We start from the raw sequence: 17,491 nt of genomic DNA, 5'->3' as shown, positions 1-17,491 counted from the left end.
TTTATCAATTTCGTTTCTCCATAATCCACGGTAATGGTGTCAAATATGCTCTGAACAAACAGGATATGGCTGGAGTGAATAAAACAACGCGCACCGATTGAATACCGATGCGCGCTGACTGCTTAGCTTTTTTTCATTTGTCTACTTGACGGAGGTATGACCAATTAGACGGTTTTTTCGTTCAGTACACGAAATATAGAAAGCTAATTTTGCCTAAACATAATACCTTGCAAGATCACTTCCAGCCCCCAGCGAAACCGTTCCTCGCCCCCGGAGGAGAGCAGCTCCTCTTTTAAACGGCCAATCATCGGGTATTTTAAAACATCTACCGTTTGGTACGATGCGGAAAGCGCTTCAAGCGTGTTTCCTTTATGGTTGCGGGACGATTGCTCGAAGGCTACAGACGAAGCATAAAGCAGCAAAAGATCGACTCCCCACGCCGCTGACGTAGAGCTGATTCCCCCTTCATGCATCCGCCCTAAAATATATTCCGTAATGGCGAGTGAGTTTGGTCCGACTGGAATCGTCGTAAGCGAAAGCTCAGCGATTCCAGGGGATTCGAAGAGTACGGTAAGATAGGAGCGCAGCAGATCGAACAGATTCGATTTCCATGTTCCATCCTTACTATCCGGGAACACAACAGCACCTAAACCATAGTCATACACATAAGCACTTAGCTCCTGAAGGTTCTTTACATATACATAGAGCGAGGAAGGTCCCGTATCTAGCGCTTTGGCGACTTTACGCATGCTCAGACCGGAAGAGCCTTCGTTTTTCAACAATTCCAAGGCGGTTTTCACGATGATATCTTTGCTTAGCGGCTCCTTGGCAGGCCGCGAACGACGACTGATCACGGTACGATTTGAATTTTCCATAATTCCCTTATATCATGCCGGCATGAATTAGTAAACCTCAGGCTTCACGAGTCATTACTCCGTATGAAAACTATTCATCAGCTCCATCATTTTTGGTGCGGCATTTTCAGAGAAGCAAAGCTTTAGATTCGCATCTGATACCTCTGCTGATTTGGACGAATAGACATACATTTTATCCTCGTAAGATTTGACAGCCTCGTTAATATCATTAATCGAGATGATGGACAAAGCCAGCTCCTTGGCATCTTGCATCGCTAGGTTTACGCCTTCGCCAGCAAATGGAGACATCAGATGCGCTGCATCGCCAATTAGCGTAACGCCCGGTTTGTGAGTCCATTTAAGTCCTACGGGCAGCATATAGATGCGTCTTGGTACCATAGGTCCATCAGCGGACCGAATATAATTTTTTAATGATTCGTCCCAATCGCTGAAATGCTGCAACAGATGCTCTTTTGCCGCTTCGGGCTGGTCAAACGGAATGCCACATTGATCCAGCCACGCTTGTTCAATTTGAAAAGCCAAATATACGCAGATGCGTCCGTCTCCATTCAGTTGTCCTAGTATGCCCTTATGATCCGCGAGAGCAAACATTTTCCCGCGTTTATTTAACGTAGTAAGCTCGGGATGATTGACAGCGGCATTGTTCAAATAGAGCTCAACCATGCTAAGTCCCGTGTAGGAAGGCGCGGAATCAGTAAGAAGCGGACGAATGCGGGAGAAGGCGCCGTCAGCAGCTACGACAAGATCAAAGGTATCCACGTGCCCATTCTCAAAATGAAGCTCATGCTTGCCATTTTCCAAGGAGATGGCTTCGATGAGGTTATGCCCCCAGTGAATGCAATCCGCGTCAACCGAGCTTAATAAAAGCTTGCGCAGCTCTCCTCGGTCGATTTCGGGACGAATGCCGACTGCGGGATCGGCATCTTCATCCAAATAGACTTTGCCGGTTTTGTCGAGAAGGCGGAAGTCTTCTCCTTCATATCTTGCGAGCGCTTCGAATTGTTCAATTAATCCCAACTCTTTCAGCGCGATTTGTCCGGAATCGTGATGAATGTCTAATGAACCGCCTTGCTGGCGGCTGGTTGAAGAAGCTTCACGTTCATAAACGGTCGTTTTAATGCCATGACGCTGCAAAATACCGGCTAACGTCAACCCGCCTGGACCTGCCCCAATAATTGCGATACGTTGTTGTTTCTTTGCTAAATCATTTGTTGTTGTCATCATGCTAAGCACCTCGGAATTCGCATAGTTTATTAAAGGCTTGCTCTAGTTATATCATAACGAACAATGTTCGTAAAGAACATTGTTCGTTAATGGTAAAATCATTTTCTTCCATTGTTTGCATTAAGCCAAAATATAAAAAGGAGGAGTTTCGAAAAACTCCCCCCACTGCCCATTTTTATTGAATGATCAAACCAAAACCGTTTTGGATGTAATTCACGTTAGGATTAGCGATATTGCTGGTCGTTAGATTGTTAAACGTAGCAGAGCCATTGCCGGTATAGGTGTAGATGGCCGCTCCCTTATGTGGCGATGTGAACCTAGAGGTTAATATTCCATCGAGACCAGTACCGTTGATGTTGATGTTGTTGAATACGATATTTTCAAATCCGCCGCCGTATCCGAACTGAATCGCACTGCGCTGCGTGTTAATAATATCGATGTTGGTAAAGGTTACATTTTTGATAGAATCGTTTGAAGCCTCTAGATCGATCGCGCCGCGCTCCCCGTTGTAAAGGTCTTTACTCGTACCGCTGTTCATAATAGTCGTATCCGAGAAAAGAATGCCGGTATTGTTCTGGAAGTGGTAACCCGGGAACACGGTGTTCATTCTAATGCCAGAACCGCCTACTGTATCGATGATGATATTGTTTGTTGCCTTGTGTCCTCCTCCTCCAAAAAACGCAATGCCTGCTGCGCGCCAATTGTTCTCAATCGTGTTAAAGGAGAACGTATTATTTACGCCCGCAGGCGCGCCATTGACGTTACTCGTCCATACGGCAAGGCCGTCGTCTCCGTTGTTTCTGACGCTGCTATTGCGAACGGTCGAATTGCTTGTTCCTTGGGCGAAGTTGACGCCGTCGGCAAGGTTGTTTCTAATTCGGCTGTTCTCAATAATTAGGCCATCAGCAAAGATTGCCGGCGTATGAGCGTAATCCCCTACCCAGAACCCGCATTCAAAATGCTCAACCCATACATTGTGCACTTTTGAATTTTTACCGAAATTGTCCATAAAGCCTTTATAGATTGCATTCTCGTGGTAACGCGAGCGCAATTTTGAATTCATATAAATATGGCTGAAATCAAGCTTGCCTTTGACACGGAACGAAATGCCGCCGGAAGCCGAATTCGGGTTCGTAAACTGAATATTCGTATGCCAGATGCCGGCGCCTGCAATCGTGATATCATCGATCATATTGCTGACCGACCCAATCTTCCACATGTTCCCTAGATGGAAGGTTCCTTCTGGAATGTATAACGTTTTTCCTGATGTAACCGCAGCTGTTACTGTCGCTTCAAACGCTGCAAGATCATCTAATCCATCATTGGCTATCGCGCCAAAATCCGTTACGGATACGGAGTTTGCCGGACGGGCAATTGCAGCGGGAACCGGCTCGATTTCGAGGAAGTCAACGCCATATTCCAGGCTATCGGCGCTGCTCTTTTGGATTCGAATCGTGTCGCCAGCTTGAAGCGGGGTATCTAGCTTCCAGTGTACCTCATCAAAACGGAAAAGCGGGCGTCCTCCAGCAGGTGTATCTGCGGGTTGATCGCTAGAGAAATATTGCCAGTTGTAATAGGATGTCAACGGCACGGTCTTGGCTTTAACTCCGTTTACGTAAACGTCAAGTGAACCGCTCAGTCCCATTCCATCTGCCGAGTCAGGCATCGTAAATCGCATCGTTACCCCAGCGCCTGTATCGCCTTGACGAACCGTCCATTGCAAGTAGGAGCCATTCGTAGGCAATGCAACATAACGCTGGCCTGAAGCTTCTGAAGCAATTAGCGCTTGATCAAATGTTGGCGCGGACTGCAGCGTGGCGCCTCCGCCTCTCGTTGCGTCATCCGTATCATATCGGCTATATGGCATGCTTGCGCCACGAGCGGAGTAGACGACTAGAGGTGATGAGCTTACGTTGTTAGCCTGTTTAATTAACAATTCATTAGCATCAGCTGCTACCGATGTTGTTATCGTGTAGTTGCCGGTTGCCGCTGTCCATGTTCCAGGGATGGCAACATTCGCGGATGCCCCCGCAGCCAAGGCTCCGTTATAAGTTCCGTTATAGGTTTGAATCGTTGCTCCGGCAGCATTTTTTAACACGATGGTGATCCCGTGAGCACCGCTAGCCGAAGGCAGGTTTCCTTGGTTTTTAAGACTGACGTTAAAAGTGACCGCATTATTGGCAACCGGATTGCTAGGCGTCCAAGAAACCGTTCCGACTAAGTCGGAGCTGGCAACGGGAGCAACGATGAGCGAAGATGGGTTTGCAAAGCTGTTGTTCGCGTCGTTTTGCTCAATAATGGCGTTGCTCTCATCAACGATGGCGCTGACCGAGTACGCAGCAGCGGCTTTCGTCCCTGCATTCAGTGATACGGTAGCCGAGGCGCCTGCTGCCAGTACGCCAACTGGCGCAGATCCCGCAAGCGTGTTGTTCAGGTAAAAATTGACCGTAGTTGAAGCAGAGCTGGCATTGCCAGTGTTCTTAACGGTCGCGTTCAGCGTAATGGCGCTGGTTTCTACCGGTGAAGCTGGTGCCCATGACATTTCTGTAATGGTCAAATCCGGGTTTGGCGCTGGCGTGCCGTAAACTTGGAACTCGGCGATTTGCCCGCCGGGAGCGCCGGAATTCGACGTAATGTTAAGCTGCAGACGTTTTACAGTCGCCGTCACCGGAATGGTCACCGTGTTATCGGTGGCAGGATTGAACGTATACGATTGTTCTGAAACTAGATTGCTAAAGGTCGTTGTATTCTGATTATGTCCCAGCACTTGAATCGACTGGGTGCGCGTGCTCCATGCGGTGGACGGGTTCAATTTAAGCACGATGGATGTAACATTATGGTTTGCTCCAAGATCGAGCGTCAGTACGCTTGAGCTGCCGCCTTCCCAGTAGGTTGCGGCGTTGTTATCGTTTGCGTTTGCAGCTACGAATGTTTGTGTGCTGGAGGATGCGCTAATCGATTTGCCAATCGCAATGTTGCCGCCAGGTGGAGCTGTCGGCGTTGATGTTGGTGTAGGTGTAGTCGTTGGAGTTGGAACTGGAGTTGATGTAGGCGTCGGTGTTGGAGCCGTTGTCGGCGCCGGTGTAGCCGATGGCGTTAATGTAGGCGTTGGCGTGGTGCTCGTGGTCGCGGCTACCAAGATTTGGTCTAGGTTAACGTTCCCTGAATCGCCTGCATCGTATTTGTATGCGATCGTATTGCTGCCCGCATTCAGGCTAAGCGATTCAATGCTGGTGCCCCATGTATCCCAGTTTGCTAGACTAGGCAGCGAGGATTGACGAATTTTTGCACCGTTGACGTAAATGGTAATCGTCTTTGCGCTTCCGCTCGCATTGGCGTATTTCAGCGTCACGTTACGGCTGCCTGCTTCTGCTACGTTGACCGTAAACGTTGTTGCAGCGCCCTGTGCCCAGTACCCGTCAACAAAGCCTGTTCCGGAGTAACCGGTGTGGTCCGTGTTTACTTTTGCCCCGCCGGACAATGCAGCGGACTCCGCTTGGTAAGTGCCCGATGGCGCGGGTGTTGGCGTTGGTGTCGGCGCCGGTCCGCTCTCGCCATAAATTTCGATTTCGGATAGCTGGGCTGCCGGCCAGCCTGTATTGCCTGTTACTTCTAACCGAACATAACGTGTGCTTGCTGCTCCAAAGCTGATTGTAACCGAATTGTTGTCAATCGAAGGGTTAAACGCATAAGCCGATGGACTAACAATATTCGTAAACGTCGTGCTGTTTGTACTCCCTTGAATGGCGATGGTTTGTGTCCGCGCCTCCCAGCCTGCCGGAATCTTCAAAACGATCTGGTCTATGCTCGTATTTGCGCCAAGATCGACTTGAATCCATTGCGGGAAGGCGCTGTTCGTGCTTTCCCAGTAAGTTGCCTGATTACTGTCTTTCACGTTGCTCGGGCTGTATGTTTGGGATTGACCGCTGGCGGTTATGTTTTTCCCTAACGTAAGATTAGGTCCGCCTGCAGCAGAAACGGGAGCGAAAGGCCCCGCAGACAGGTATAAGCTTGAGATCAGCATGGCAATGACAAGCGACCATGCGACATACTTGTTGCGCATTATATTCCTCCTCAATAAGTTGTCGGTGCGAGAAACGGAGTGCAATTCCATTCATAAAATGATAGCGGTTACAAATCAGAGCATCTCGCTTATAAGCGTTCACCTTCGTTCCGGTTCTCCCTCCCCGCTTGACGATTTTGGCATGGCAGAGGATACTCTTTTCCCTGTCATACACTCTCATTATAGAGACTGAGCGGCCCAAGCTATAAGATGCAATATTACGGAATATGTATGCATTTCCACGATCATACGGTAACCGTGCCAGCTGTTCTGCTAAAAAAAATAGAATCCGCTGTTCATGCGGATTCCGTGCGCTGCTTGATTGAATATTACTTATGCCGTTACTGATTGTTAGGCAAGCGCACGCAGGACGTCATCGATTTTTTTGCCATGCGAGAGGACGCCGTAATTCATCCAGCTGAGAAAATCGACCTCGAACACGCGGTTACTGCGTACAGCGGATAGGGATTGCCAGACGGATGACGCAAAAAGCTTCTTCTTCTCATGGTCTGAAATCTCGAACGTGACGAACAAGTTATCGGCATCAAGCTGTGCAAGCTGTTCGACTGTAAGCTCGGCAAACCTTGCGTTATTCGTTAGTTGATGTACAAGCGGATGAGGCGTCAATTCCAAATCCTTGTATAGAACGGGACCTGTATAGCTTTTATCGGGACCGCCATACAATAAGATCCCTTGCGCATTGACTCGAAGAAAAACAGTCGTTTGATGCCGGATGGAGCGAAGCTTTTTCCGGGCGGCATCTGCTTTATGTTCATAGTCGGATATAATATCAACAACCTTGGCGCTCTTGCCCCTGCCGATCAAATCGGCCATCGTTCGTAAAGTCTCCTGCCAGTCTTCTCCTTGATTGGACATTTTATAAAGCGGGAACTTTTCCTCGAATAAATTTTGATCCCATTTTTCCTGAAACCCAACGTCAACTATAATAAAATCCGGCTTCAGCGGAAGCTGGACCGTTTGTGTAACGAACAAATCAACAGCTGGAATATGCTCGAGTCCCAAATAGGACTGTTTTCCCCAATTCGATATGGAGCATTGGAGGATCGGCGTCACGCCAAGCGTCACTAGAAAATCCTCAAGAAAAGGAGCGAAGACGCGAATATCCTCCCGGTAATGCCGCCGATATTGACCTGGCGAAAGGCCAACCGATTGCTTGAAACGGCGGTTAAAATAAAATTCATTGCCGAATCCGGCGTTCTGTGCGATGTCAAATAAACGGTCATCGGTCTCTTGCAGCAGATGCTTGGCTTGGTCAATTCGGATGCCGGACAAATACTGCAGCGGAACCTGACCCGTCATCTCTTTGAACAGTCGTGTATACTGCCAACGACCAACATCAGCCATCTCTGCGAGCTGACTTACCGACCACTCGCTGCGGTAATCACGGCGAAGCTGATCAATGGTGGCCTCAACGGCATCGCGGCTGCTCTGGGCGTGTGATGCGGTGAGATTTTGCCTGAGAATCATGCGAAGCAGCTCTTGAAAACAGATGTTTTGATCGATCATGGACAGCTCATCGTTAGCTTCTGATAAGGAATGTTTAAATAGCGTCTCAATCAATTCCAAGCATTGGGAGAACGGTTCGCATTCAACTTCACCTATACATGGGAACGTTTCGTACGACCCTTTTTCCAAGCTGGCTTGCTCTCCTTGTCCAATATATTGCACCTCGAAGGCCAGTTCATAATAGGAAAGTCCTTGTTTGTAGGCTTCGCATGCGACTGTCATACCTGGCTCAGAGATGAAGCATTTGCCACGCTCGATAAGATAGCCAAGTCCATCTAGAACCAAGCGCCCTCCGCCGTCCATAAAAATATGTAATAGAAAGTCTTCTTTTTTACACACTTTCAGTTGTTCATGTGGTCCAAATTCCTTATAAACGACTCTGATTAAGCGATAGAGCTTGTTAACAGAAGCTTTCCTGTCGGGGTTAGTCTCTCGCATAGATTTACCCGTCCCTTCCCTCATGTGAGAACGATTATCATTTAAATACTATAAACGATAAAGAAGAGCACTTCAACTGTAGGTTGAAATGCTCTTCGGACAAATGATGCCAAGTGATTGCCGCTTTTCTGTTATTTCAGCAATAATCGTTTTAAATCCTCGATCTTGAGCAGATTAGCTTTAAATGCACCCGTTTGCCAGTATGTCCGTTCAACTTGATAAATGTTACCTTTCTTGACCGCAGGAACGCTTTGCCAGATTGGACTATTCATTAATCCATCGATAGATTCTTTATTCTCAGGCGACGTCCAGCTTCCGTTTGAAGTCAAAATAATGATATGATCCGCATTCAGATCAGGGATCTTCTCCATGGAGATGTTCTCAATGAAGTTCTCCATTTCTGCGACCATCTTTGGCGGCGTTAATCCTAACTCTTTGTACAGGATAGAGCCGACGAATTTGTTTTTAATGCCGAGCAAATTGAGGTCTGTCTCCCCGATATTAAGTCGCATGACAGCAACGGATTCGTTCCCGATGGCCGCTTGCAGCTTCTCTTTTGTATCTGCGATGGTTTGCTCGTAATCCTTCAACAGACCTGCCGCCTTATCTTTTTCGCCTATGAGATCAGCAATGGTTAAGAGAATTTCAGACGATTTGCCCATTAAAATCTCATCAGGCATCCGGTATGTTGGAGCGATTTTAGAATATTTCTCATAGATTGCTTGATCCGCGTAGCCATCGGTAATGATGAGATCAGGCTCTGCATCCAGCAGCGCTTCAATATTACCCGTTATATCGAATTCAGGGGCGTTTAGATTTAAATATTCCTGTTTGCCCCAAGAAGGATGGTACCACTGTACGACTGGCTCCACGCCAAGGGCAACTAAATAATCCTCCAAATAGATGGCCGCAATACGCTTTGGTTTAACCGGAATTTCAACCTCTCCGAAAAAATCCTTTACGATCCGTGTTCCGCTGTCACTTGCCTGTACGCTCTCGTCGTTCTTTGCTGCTGTGTCTGTTTGTGCATTTCCATTGTTCGTTGTTTCTTCAGAAACGTTCTTCTCTCGCGAAGTGCTGCAGCCTGCGAGCACCGTAATGATAATTAGAAGCGCAAGGAGACCTCTTCGTATGTTGTTGCGCGAACCTGCATGCAGAAACATGTTTAACCCACTCCTGTGTATGTATGGTAGTAACGAAATGTCATTAATGATTATCATTCTCATCTCGCTCATGAGCAATTATAACATCATGGATAGTGAATACAATGCTCATTCTATTGTGATTATTTTATACAAACGCGTGATAGGAATGATTAACGGTATGGATTCTGACTAAGAAAAAAGATAAACCCCTATCCCAATAACAACCGGCTAGCAGCAAATCGCTTAGCCATAAGCCGGTTGCGGAAAGGTTTAGGATGAAGCCTCGAAAATGTTTTAGATTAACCTTAAAGTTATCAATAAGGATGATTATTTACGAATATTCGTTGTTGACAACCCTATAATCGTTTTCATATACTGGTTTTGAGTCGATTTCCTTGAAATACATCTTTTATAATTAACTTTAAAATTAACATGATTACGAGGAGGATTATTGTGACAGCAGCTAAACAACCTATTCCAAGACCTGAATATCCGCGTCCGCAGATGGTTCGCTCCGAATGGCTCAACCTGAACGGCGAGTGGGAATTTGAGATCGATTATGGCAAAAGCGGAAAGCAGCGCAATCTGTTTGAAGCTTCTTCACTAAAAGATAAAATTATCGTCCCTTTCTGCCCGGAGAGCAAACTTTCAGGCATTGAGAGTAAAGATTTTATGCCAGCCGTCTGGTATCGCAAGGAAATCGAAATGCCTGCTGAATGGAAAGGCAGCCGTACACTCATACATTTTGGCGCGGTCGATTACGAAACGGAGGTGTGGGTGAACGGAAAATCCGCAGGCACGCATCGTGGCGGTTATTCTTCCTTTGCCCTTGATATCACCCACCTGCTCCAAGCCGGCACAAATGTGTTAACGGTATGTGCGGAAGACGATCTCCGTTCAGGTTTGCAGCCTCGCGGCAAGCAATCGGGCATGTATCATTCCCATGGATGCGACTATACGAGAACAACTGGCATTTGGCAGACCGTATGGCTGGAGTCCGTACCCGAACAATATATGCAATCCTTCAAGCTCACTCCGGATGCTGAGAATCAATCCCTTCATGTCGAGGGTGAGTTTCTGGGGGCAGATGGTTTAACTTTTGTTGTAGAAGCAAAATTCGGCGGCAAAACGGTAGGCTTACAATCCGCTGTAGTAAATGGCAATCAAGGTCGTTTGACGGTTAAGCTATCCGAAAGCCATTTGTGGGAGATAGGTTCGCCTAATCTTTATGACCTGACTTTATCTCTTCAACATAACGATAAAATCATCGATACGGTTGAAAGCTATTTTGGCCTTCGCTCTGTAAAATGGGATAGCAATGCAATCCTCATTAACGGCAAACCTGTATTCCAACGTTTGGTGCTGGATCAAGGCTTCTATCCTGAAGGCATTTATACGGCTCCAACGGATGAAGATCTTAAAAGAGACATTGAATTGTCAATGAGCCTTGGTTTTAATGGCGCACGCTTGCATGAGAAGGTGTTTGAGGCGCGTTTTTTGTACTGGGCAGATCAATTGGGCTACATCGTTTGGGGCGAGCATGCGAACTGGGGTCTCGATATTACGACGGCAATTGGCCTTCAACAATTTTTGCCTGAGTGGATGGAGATCGTCAAACGCGACTATAATAGCCCTGCTTTAGTGGGCTGGTGCCCGTTCAATGAAACGTGGGACGGTCCGCAAGGCGCCCGACAAAATGATGAGGTGCTGCGCATTACCTACCAAGTGACCAAGTCATTGGATGCTACTCGCCCAGTCATTGACACGAGCGGCAATTTCCATGTCATCACAGATATTTTTGATGTCCATGATTATGAACAGAATCCGGAAAAATTTGCTCAACATTATGAGGCAATGCGCAGCGGCGGAGATCGTTTCGTCACCTTCGACAATCGTCAAAAATACGAAGGCCAGCCTTACTTCGTCAGTGAATATGGCGGCATTTGGTGGAATCCAGGCCAAGTCGATCAGAAGAGCTGGGGTTATGGCGATCGTCCGCGTTCGGAGGAAGAATTCATCTCCCGGTATGAAGGATTAACGTTAACGCTGCTGGAGAACCCGTACGTTTGCGCATTTTGCTACACGCAGCTCTACGATGTCGAACAGGAAGTAAACGGTCTCCTCACATATGAGCGGAATCATAAATTCGATCCTGAGGTCATCCGGCGCATTAATGCAACTGTTGCTGCAATTGAGAAACAAGCAGTGAATTCTGTAAAATAAGCTGACTTGCTCAAAATAAACAAGCGATCCCATACGGGATCGCTTGTTTGTTTTATAGACCTAATAAGCTGCTAATGAACTTATCTAATGCGGCGGTATCCGTGATGTTCTTATTGCAAACATCGCTGTTCACGCACATATAATTGCCAATCGCTTTGTAGTAATCGGGTGAAGCATTGGCTGGCTTCTTCGCAATCGCCGTAATCAAGGCGATCTCCTCATGCCGATTACACAAAAAACAGGTGCTTTTCTTATTTGTAGGCGTTAACTTCCCTTCAATTCCGACAAGCTGCCCGTTAAGACGATACACGAGAAACAATTTGTTCGACGCAATATCGCGCCAGCCCATGTACGTAACATAACGGTAATCAAAAGCATCTAAATCGGGGACCTTTAGCTTCTTCACTTTGTGAAAGAGCTTTTTGATTTGGGCTGCAGTCACTTCTGCAAAAGGCATCATCAAAGGTTCTAACGATTCCAAATAGTGCTGGAAATCTTCCGTCTTATTTAGCGTCGAAATCTTCTCCAGATGCTGCTTTTGAAGCTCTGTCGCTTCCGGGAACGCCTCTATTGATTTGATTTGCGCGCTGGACCTTACCGCCTCCACTACTTTCGGATCAGATACGGTGTTGCACGCAGTTTGCAGCAGGTTTACCTGTTTTTTTATTAAGTTATATTGATGGTTTCTAATAAATGGATTACTCATTGCTTTTCAGCCCCTTATTTTTATTGAAAAATATAAGTGGCAAAGCCATCATTAGAAACGATATAAGCTGAATTGGGCGAAAATATTTCATTCCGGCCCCATGCAAAGTATCGCCCTAATACTAGGCTTTGCATGAGCAGATTCTTCTTCCGGCAATTTGATTTGCCATACCTATCGCCTCCCTTGCCCTACATTATAAATGAGATATCGCTTTGACTGCAACTTGTATGCAGCGCTGGAATTGAAACTAAGACGTGTAGTTCCTGCCGAGTCCAAGCTCGGTAAGAAGCTGGCGGTAAGCAATGGATGTGCGGTCGGCAGGAATATGAGCTTCTGCCGCCAGATCAAGCGGAAGATCTTCTGGCGTTTGAGCTTCGACCATTTCCCGATCTTCTTGAAACACTTGCAAATTAAAGTTTACCGTATCTTCGACTGGCGCTTGTTTATCGAAATTCCGTGATATCGGACAAAATAAACGCGTAAAACGTGCCGAGACCGGAGATGCGCAATTTAGAATCATCAGCTTTGCCTCATCCGGAAAATGAACCGTAAGCGACGCGGCAAATGGAGCAAATACCCGAAAAGCGCGTAGCCACATAAAACCTTCAGGCGCAGGGTTTTCCTGCCCCTTGCCATAGTTGCTGACCGTGCTCCAATAATCGGCAAGCAGCTGATCCCCTTCCCTTTTTACCTTGTATTGCGGCACTTCGGTGTTGTTGCGATCTCCAAAGGTTTCGGTATGCACGTATGCAAAATGGGATACATCCAAGAAACCTTCCATTTGGCGTCCTGCCGAACCGGCGATATCAAAGCTAGGCGGTAAAATATTAATGAAATCCGGATCATCCCAGCCTGCGAATTCCGGAATTTGTTCATTGGTAGAAGCAAGTGAAGTCCAGATTAGACCATATCTCTCGATGGCAGGATATATAATCAATTTTAGCTTGGGTGAAATTTTGGAGCTTGGATGTGCCGGAACTGCGATGCAGGCACCTTCGCAATTGTAACGAAAACCGTGATACGGGCATACGATTTCGTCATTCTCCACCCAGCCCTTACTAAGAGGGGCGCCGCGGTGAAAGCATAGATCTCGGGCGATAACGACTTTGCCGTGGCTTCGATAGCAAACGAGCTTAACATCTAACAGCTTGACGGCGACTGGTTTATCCGCAATCTCGCTTGCAACGGCTACGGGGTACCAGTAATTGGAGAGAACATGCCAATCATTCGGAGTAAATGTACAGTCGCGGGGAAGTTCCGTTTTATTAAGCTCGGCTTGTGATTTCGATTTCATATTCATTTTTTCTCACCTCATTATTTATTTGGGCTTGCTGTTTGCAAAAACTTACTTCCCATCCTGCCATTGAAACGCAAAAAACCCAGGCTTAAGAGGCGCATTGTGAAATTATCCTTCAGCCTTCGCAACCGTAGCGGCAGCGAAAACAAGGAAACTTCGACTCATGCGGCCTCTTGTAGCCTGGGGCAATTACGGTTGCCTGGTCGAGACGCTCAAACCGATTAATGAGCTTATACAAGAGTTAATGTTATATTTCATAACACGAATATGACTTCATAATAATGGCGCAATCCATTTCTGTCAATCGTTAATTGGCCCCTTTTCGTTCTGGAAGCTGCACATCAGATCCAAAAACCCCTTACACAACAGGGATTGTAAATATAATCGAGCAATTCACTTTCATGATCACAGTTAAATCAGATATCTTTAATGCTTGAATTTTGGCTGAACGTCCATATTCATATGTCAGAAATAGTGACGTAAAAATCAGCTGATCAACGCTAGATAAACTTGTACTTTTGCAGTAAACTAATTTAATCTAGTTATATCTATTTATATCAAAACAAGATTGAATTCATTTAAAGAGAAAGGATTGTCATATGATTTTTGTATTCGATTTAGACGGTACGATTTGTTTTAAAGGACAGCCTGTCTCGGAGACGATTCTAAGCTGCTTAGAAGATCTGGCACATGCTGGGCATGAAGTTATTTTTGCTTCTGCTCGTCCTATCCGGGATATGCTTCCGGTGCTTCATGAACGTTTTCACCGCTTTTCCCTGATTGGGGGCAATGGTTCACTCGTTTCTAAAGAAGGCAGTATTACGCACATAGAAACATTTAGCGAGGATCTAAAGAATGTGCTTCTAAAGCATATAGAAGAACATCAAGCGACTTATCTGATTGATAGTCATTGGGACTATGCGTATACCGGCGCATTAGATCATCCTATTCTAAAAAATGTCGACACCTCAAACCTTGCCAACCGTGTGGATGCCGAGTCCCTCTTGTCCATTGTTAAGATACTCATCATTACGGCGAACGATTCGGAAGTGTTGGAGCAAAAGCTCTCGAGTCTTGGCGTAGTTGTTCACAGACATCGCAATGAAAATGTGATAGACATTAGTCCGCAGAACATTCATAAGTGGAGCGCTCTGCAAAAGCTAGGCGTAGAAGAAAAGCAGTTTATCGCTTTTGGCAACGATACAAACGATATAACAATGTTCAAGAATGCCCAGCAAGCGATTATGATTGGGCATCATGATGAGCTTGCGCAGTATGCTACGGAAGCGATTCCGCTAGTTGGAGATTACGAAGCAAAAATCGTAGAAAAGCTGCAGGAACTAGCTAGTTCAATTACACAACATGCTATAATAAATGAATTCCATGAAATGAGGTAATAAAATGATACAAAAAGCAACGTTTGCCGGTGGCTGTTTTTGGTGTATGGTAAGCCCGTTTGAGGAACAGCCAGGCATTCACGGCATTTTGTCCGGTTATATGGGCGGAACGCTGGAGAATCCAACTTACGAGCAAGTATTAACGGGGGAAACGGGACATTTGGAAGTGGTGCAAATTACGTTTGACTCCACCATCTTCCCTTACGAAAAGCTCTTAGAGCTTTATTGGCCGCAGATCGATCCTACGGATGCTGTTGGGCAAGGCAATGATCGCAAGAGCCAGTACCGTGCGGCAATTTTTTATCATAATGAGGAACAACGCCAGCTTGCTCAAAAGTCTAAAGAGGAGCTCGGCAAGAGCGGCCGGTTTGACAAGCCTATTGCGACTGAGATTGAGGAAGCACAGGTGTTTTACCCGGCTGAAGAGTACCACCAGAACTATCACCGCAAAAACCCGTAATTTTATAAAGAATCAAGAGTTTATTCAGGACGCGATGCGATTATTGAGAAATATTGGAAATCATAACAAGCTCAACTAGCGGGAGTTTTTCCTGTTAATTGTACGCAGACGGTAGGGTTTGAGGATGCTTCTTCCTATGGACAAACCAAAATACGCCAAACGAGCCTTAGAAGTGATTCTAACCGCTCGTTTGGCGTTTTATTATGCTAGTTGAAAGCTCAAGAGCGCCATTTCTTCCGTATTTCCTCAACCGTTGCCAAGGAAACCGTATCCTGCAAAATATCACCCGGCTGATTGCCTCTGCCTAATATATAGCCAGCAAAGCTTGTGCCCGTATAATCAAAAATATATTGGAATTGCTGAACGAGCGGAATTCCTTTCAAATGAGGTTCATCATCGCCAATGCCAATGACGTAGGCTGTTTTTGTCGCGAAATTCGCTAGAAAATCTGCCTTATTCTCTCGCAAGGATTGTGACCAACGATCAATGAACGTCTTGGTCAGCCCGGATGCGCCATACCAATAGATCGGTGTAGCAAACACGAGAACATCCTGCGCGAGCACGCGTTCTATCACTTGATGATAGTCATCCTCTGGATAGGGTCCCTTCTCGGAATGACGATAGTCTGTGATAGGGTCAATGCGATAGTCAGACAAATGAATTTTATCTGTCTCAAACCCATCCACCAAAAGATTAGCTAACTGCTCCGCATTACCATTTTTGCGCGAGCTTCCATAAATGACTGCGATCCCCATCCGTCTGTCCCTCTCCTTTTGCTAGCTTCTAACTTCCCTTGCCTTATACAACATACCCGCTTCCCTGCTGACACATTACAAATTCGTATATACTAAGCTTTCGCTAACCCAACCTCCTGCGCTTGATAGGTCACCTTCAAGCTCCCTGCTAGCGACAGAGCAAGCTCTTTCGCCTCTTGAGGGGTATCGCCAACGGTAATGATATAGCCTAAACGATCATCCGAGCTTTTTGCTACCGAAACGGCGTCACCGGCAGATGCCGCAAAGTGTGTACGAACTACATTCGCATGCTGCTCCAAACCATCTAAACCTTCTATTCCATCGAAAATTCCGTCTCGATCCGCGGTGATATAAGCAATCGAGGCTGCTCGATGCCGCTTTTTCTGAATATGAATCGGATTGTCCAAGTAGTAGTTCACAGTCGCTTCAAAAATATCGATCCCAAATGCCTGCACCAATAAATCCGAGGAAATATTATCGCCGCCAGGCCGTCCGTTCACCTCAATAATGCGTGGTCCCGTGCTTGATAGCTTAACCTCCACATGACTGGGGCCATCCGTTATGCCAATCGCTTTTAACGCAGCAACGGCTGTTTGAACGATTTCATCCTGACGGTCCGTATGCACCGAAGTAGGCAGTGTATGGGCAATCTCTACAAAATAAGGAAGCGGTGACGTAATCTTCTCCGTGACGGCTGAAAAAATCGGCTCGCCCTCTTTTACGAACAGCTCGACACTAAACTCCGGCCCATCCAAATATTCCTCGATTAAATACTCTTCGCGGACTTTAAAATCCATATACGTCACTTTGAACGCCACGATAATATCCATCGCGTATTGCAGCTCCGCTTCATCGTTGATGAAGTATACATTTTGACTGCTTGCGCAATTGGTCGGTTTTAGCACTACGGGATACCCGATTTCTTCCGCAGCAGCTGCCGCTTCTTCGTAGGTTCGTATTTTTTTGAATTTTGCGCTTGGCACATGATGCTCTGCATAGGCAACCCGTGCCAAATCTTTATTTCTCGATCTCAGGGCAGCCTCGTAAGGCACCCCTCGAAGCCCAAGCCGCTCCGCTACCTTGGCCGTTAGATGGGACGCATAATCCGTTGCCGGAATTAGCGCATCCAGTTGATCCGCATACCCGGAATGAACGATCGCCTCATAAAGCGACTCTTCATCTCGAATGTCAGCAACAATCAGTTCATGGTAGATGCCTTCATAGCCATATTTCTGCGGGTTTTCCGTGGAAGAGACGATGGAAATGACTTTATGTCCTTGCTCATAAGCGACTCTAGCGAAACTAACGCCATAGAAGCTGGGTTCCACAAAAGCGACCGTTTTGATTGTAGTCATATCTTTTTCCTCCTTAATGATTGGCA

The 17,491-nt window shown here is 46.4% G+C and carries 11 protein-coding genes, 1 pseudogene and 1 riboswitch; of the genes and pseudogenes, 3 read left to right on the top strand and 9 right to left on the bottom strand.

Annotation, left to right across the window (positions count from 1 at the left end; genetic code table 11):
* Positions 1-203 precede the first annotated feature (203 nt).
* The 5 genes from A7975_RS04580 to A7975_RS04560 form a co-directional block, all read right to left on the bottom strand.
* A complete protein-coding gene (locus A7975_RS04580; RefSeq protein ID WP_065384288.1) occupies positions 204-875 on the bottom strand; it encodes a TetR/AcrR family transcriptional regulator in 672 nt (223 codons plus the stop codon).
* 54 nt (positions 876-929) lie between these two features.
* Complete coding sequence (locus tag A7975_RS04575; protein ID WP_483295902.1) at positions 930-2,096, bottom strand: FAD-dependent oxidoreductase; 1,167 nt, start codon at positions 2,094-2,096, stop codon at positions 930-932.
* A gap of 178 nt (positions 2,097-2,274) precedes the next feature.
* Positions 2,275-6,162 (bottom strand): discoidin domain-containing protein, encoded by a 3,888-nt coding sequence (locus A7975_RS04570; RefSeq protein ID WP_065384286.1) that lies wholly within the window; start codon positions 6,160-6,162, stop codon positions 2,275-2,277.
* Positions 6,163-6,513: 351 nt separating this feature from the next.
* The gene (locus A7975_RS04565; protein WP_255314167.1) at positions 6,514-8,127 is read right to left on the bottom strand and encodes an AraC family transcriptional regulator; all 1,614 of its coding nucleotides are present in this window, start codon (positions 8,125-8,127) and stop codon (positions 6,514-6,516) included.
* A 131-nt stretch (positions 8,128-8,258) separates the two neighbouring features.
* Positions 8,259-9,290 (bottom strand): ABC transporter substrate-binding protein, encoded by a 1,032-nt coding sequence (locus A7975_RS04560; protein ID WP_065384285.1) that lies wholly within the window; start codon positions 9,288-9,290, stop codon positions 8,259-8,261.
* A 435-nt stretch (positions 9,291-9,725) separates the two neighbouring features.
* Here A7975_RS04560 and A7975_RS04555 point away from each other — a divergent pair, with 435 nt between their 5' ends.
* Positions 9,726-11,495 carry a glycoside hydrolase family 2 protein gene (locus A7975_RS04555; RefSeq protein WP_304362764.1) on the top strand — a complete coding sequence of 590 codons (1,770 nt, stop codon included), beginning with the start codon at positions 9,726-9,728 and terminating at the stop codon, positions 11,493-11,495.
* 52 nt (positions 11,496-11,547) lie between these two features.
* Here A7975_RS04555 and A7975_RS04550 read toward each other — a convergent pair whose 3' ends face one another.
* Together A7975_RS04550 and A7975_RS04545 are read right to left on the bottom strand one after the other, a co-directional pair.
* Positions 11,548-12,201, bottom strand: a complete 654-nt coding sequence (locus tag A7975_RS04550) for a FusB/FusC family EF-G-binding protein (RefSeq protein ID WP_065384283.1) — start codon at positions 12,199-12,201, stop codon at positions 11,548-11,550.
* Positions 12,202-12,448: 247 nt separating this feature from the next.
* Positions 12,449-13,501: an aromatic ring-hydroxylating oxygenase subunit alpha gene (locus A7975_RS04545; RefSeq protein WP_304362763.1), complete on the bottom strand. Its 1,053-nt coding sequence runs from the start codon at positions 13,499-13,501 to the stop codon at positions 12,449-12,451.
* 153 nt (positions 13,502-13,654) lie between these two features.
* Positions 13,655-13,756: riboswitch (purine riboswitch) on the bottom strand.
* A 341-nt stretch (positions 13,757-14,097) separates the two neighbouring features.
* On the opposite strand from A7975_RS04545, the gene A7975_RS04540 reads away from it, so the two are divergent.
* The gene (locus A7975_RS04540; protein WP_065384282.1) at positions 14,098-14,895 is read left to right on the top strand and encodes an HAD-IIB family hydrolase; all 798 of its coding nucleotides are present in this window, start codon (positions 14,098-14,100) and stop codon (positions 14,893-14,895) included.
* A gap of 7 nt (positions 14,896-14,902) precedes the next feature.
* Positions 14,903-15,352: pseudogene (gene msrA, locus A7975_RS04535) on the top strand (peptide-methionine (S)-S-oxide reductase MsrA); the annotation flags it as partial.
* A 221-nt stretch (positions 15,353-15,573) separates the two neighbouring features.
* Here the strand turns inward: msrA and A7975_RS04530 are convergent.
* Both A7975_RS04530 and A7975_RS04525 read right to left on the bottom strand, forming a co-directional pair.
* Positions 15,574-16,110: a flavodoxin family protein gene (locus tag A7975_RS04530; protein WP_053375978.1), complete on the bottom strand. Its 537-nt coding sequence runs from the start codon at positions 16,108-16,110 to the stop codon at positions 15,574-15,576.
* A gap of 92 nt (positions 16,111-16,202) precedes the next feature.
* Positions 16,203-17,465: an ATP-grasp domain-containing protein gene (locus tag A7975_RS04525; protein WP_053375977.1), complete on the bottom strand. Its 1,263-nt coding sequence runs from the start codon at positions 17,463-17,465 to the stop codon at positions 16,203-16,205.
* Positions 17,466-17,491: the final 26 nt, after the last annotated feature.

This window comes from Bacillus sp. FJAT-26390 (assembly GCF_001682865.1).
Lineage (GTDB): Bacteria > Bacillota > Bacilli > Paenibacillales > Paenibacillaceae > Pristimantibacillus.
The sequence above is the reverse complement of the archived record's forward strand: the minus strand, read 5'-3'. Positions and strand labels throughout refer to the sequence as shown.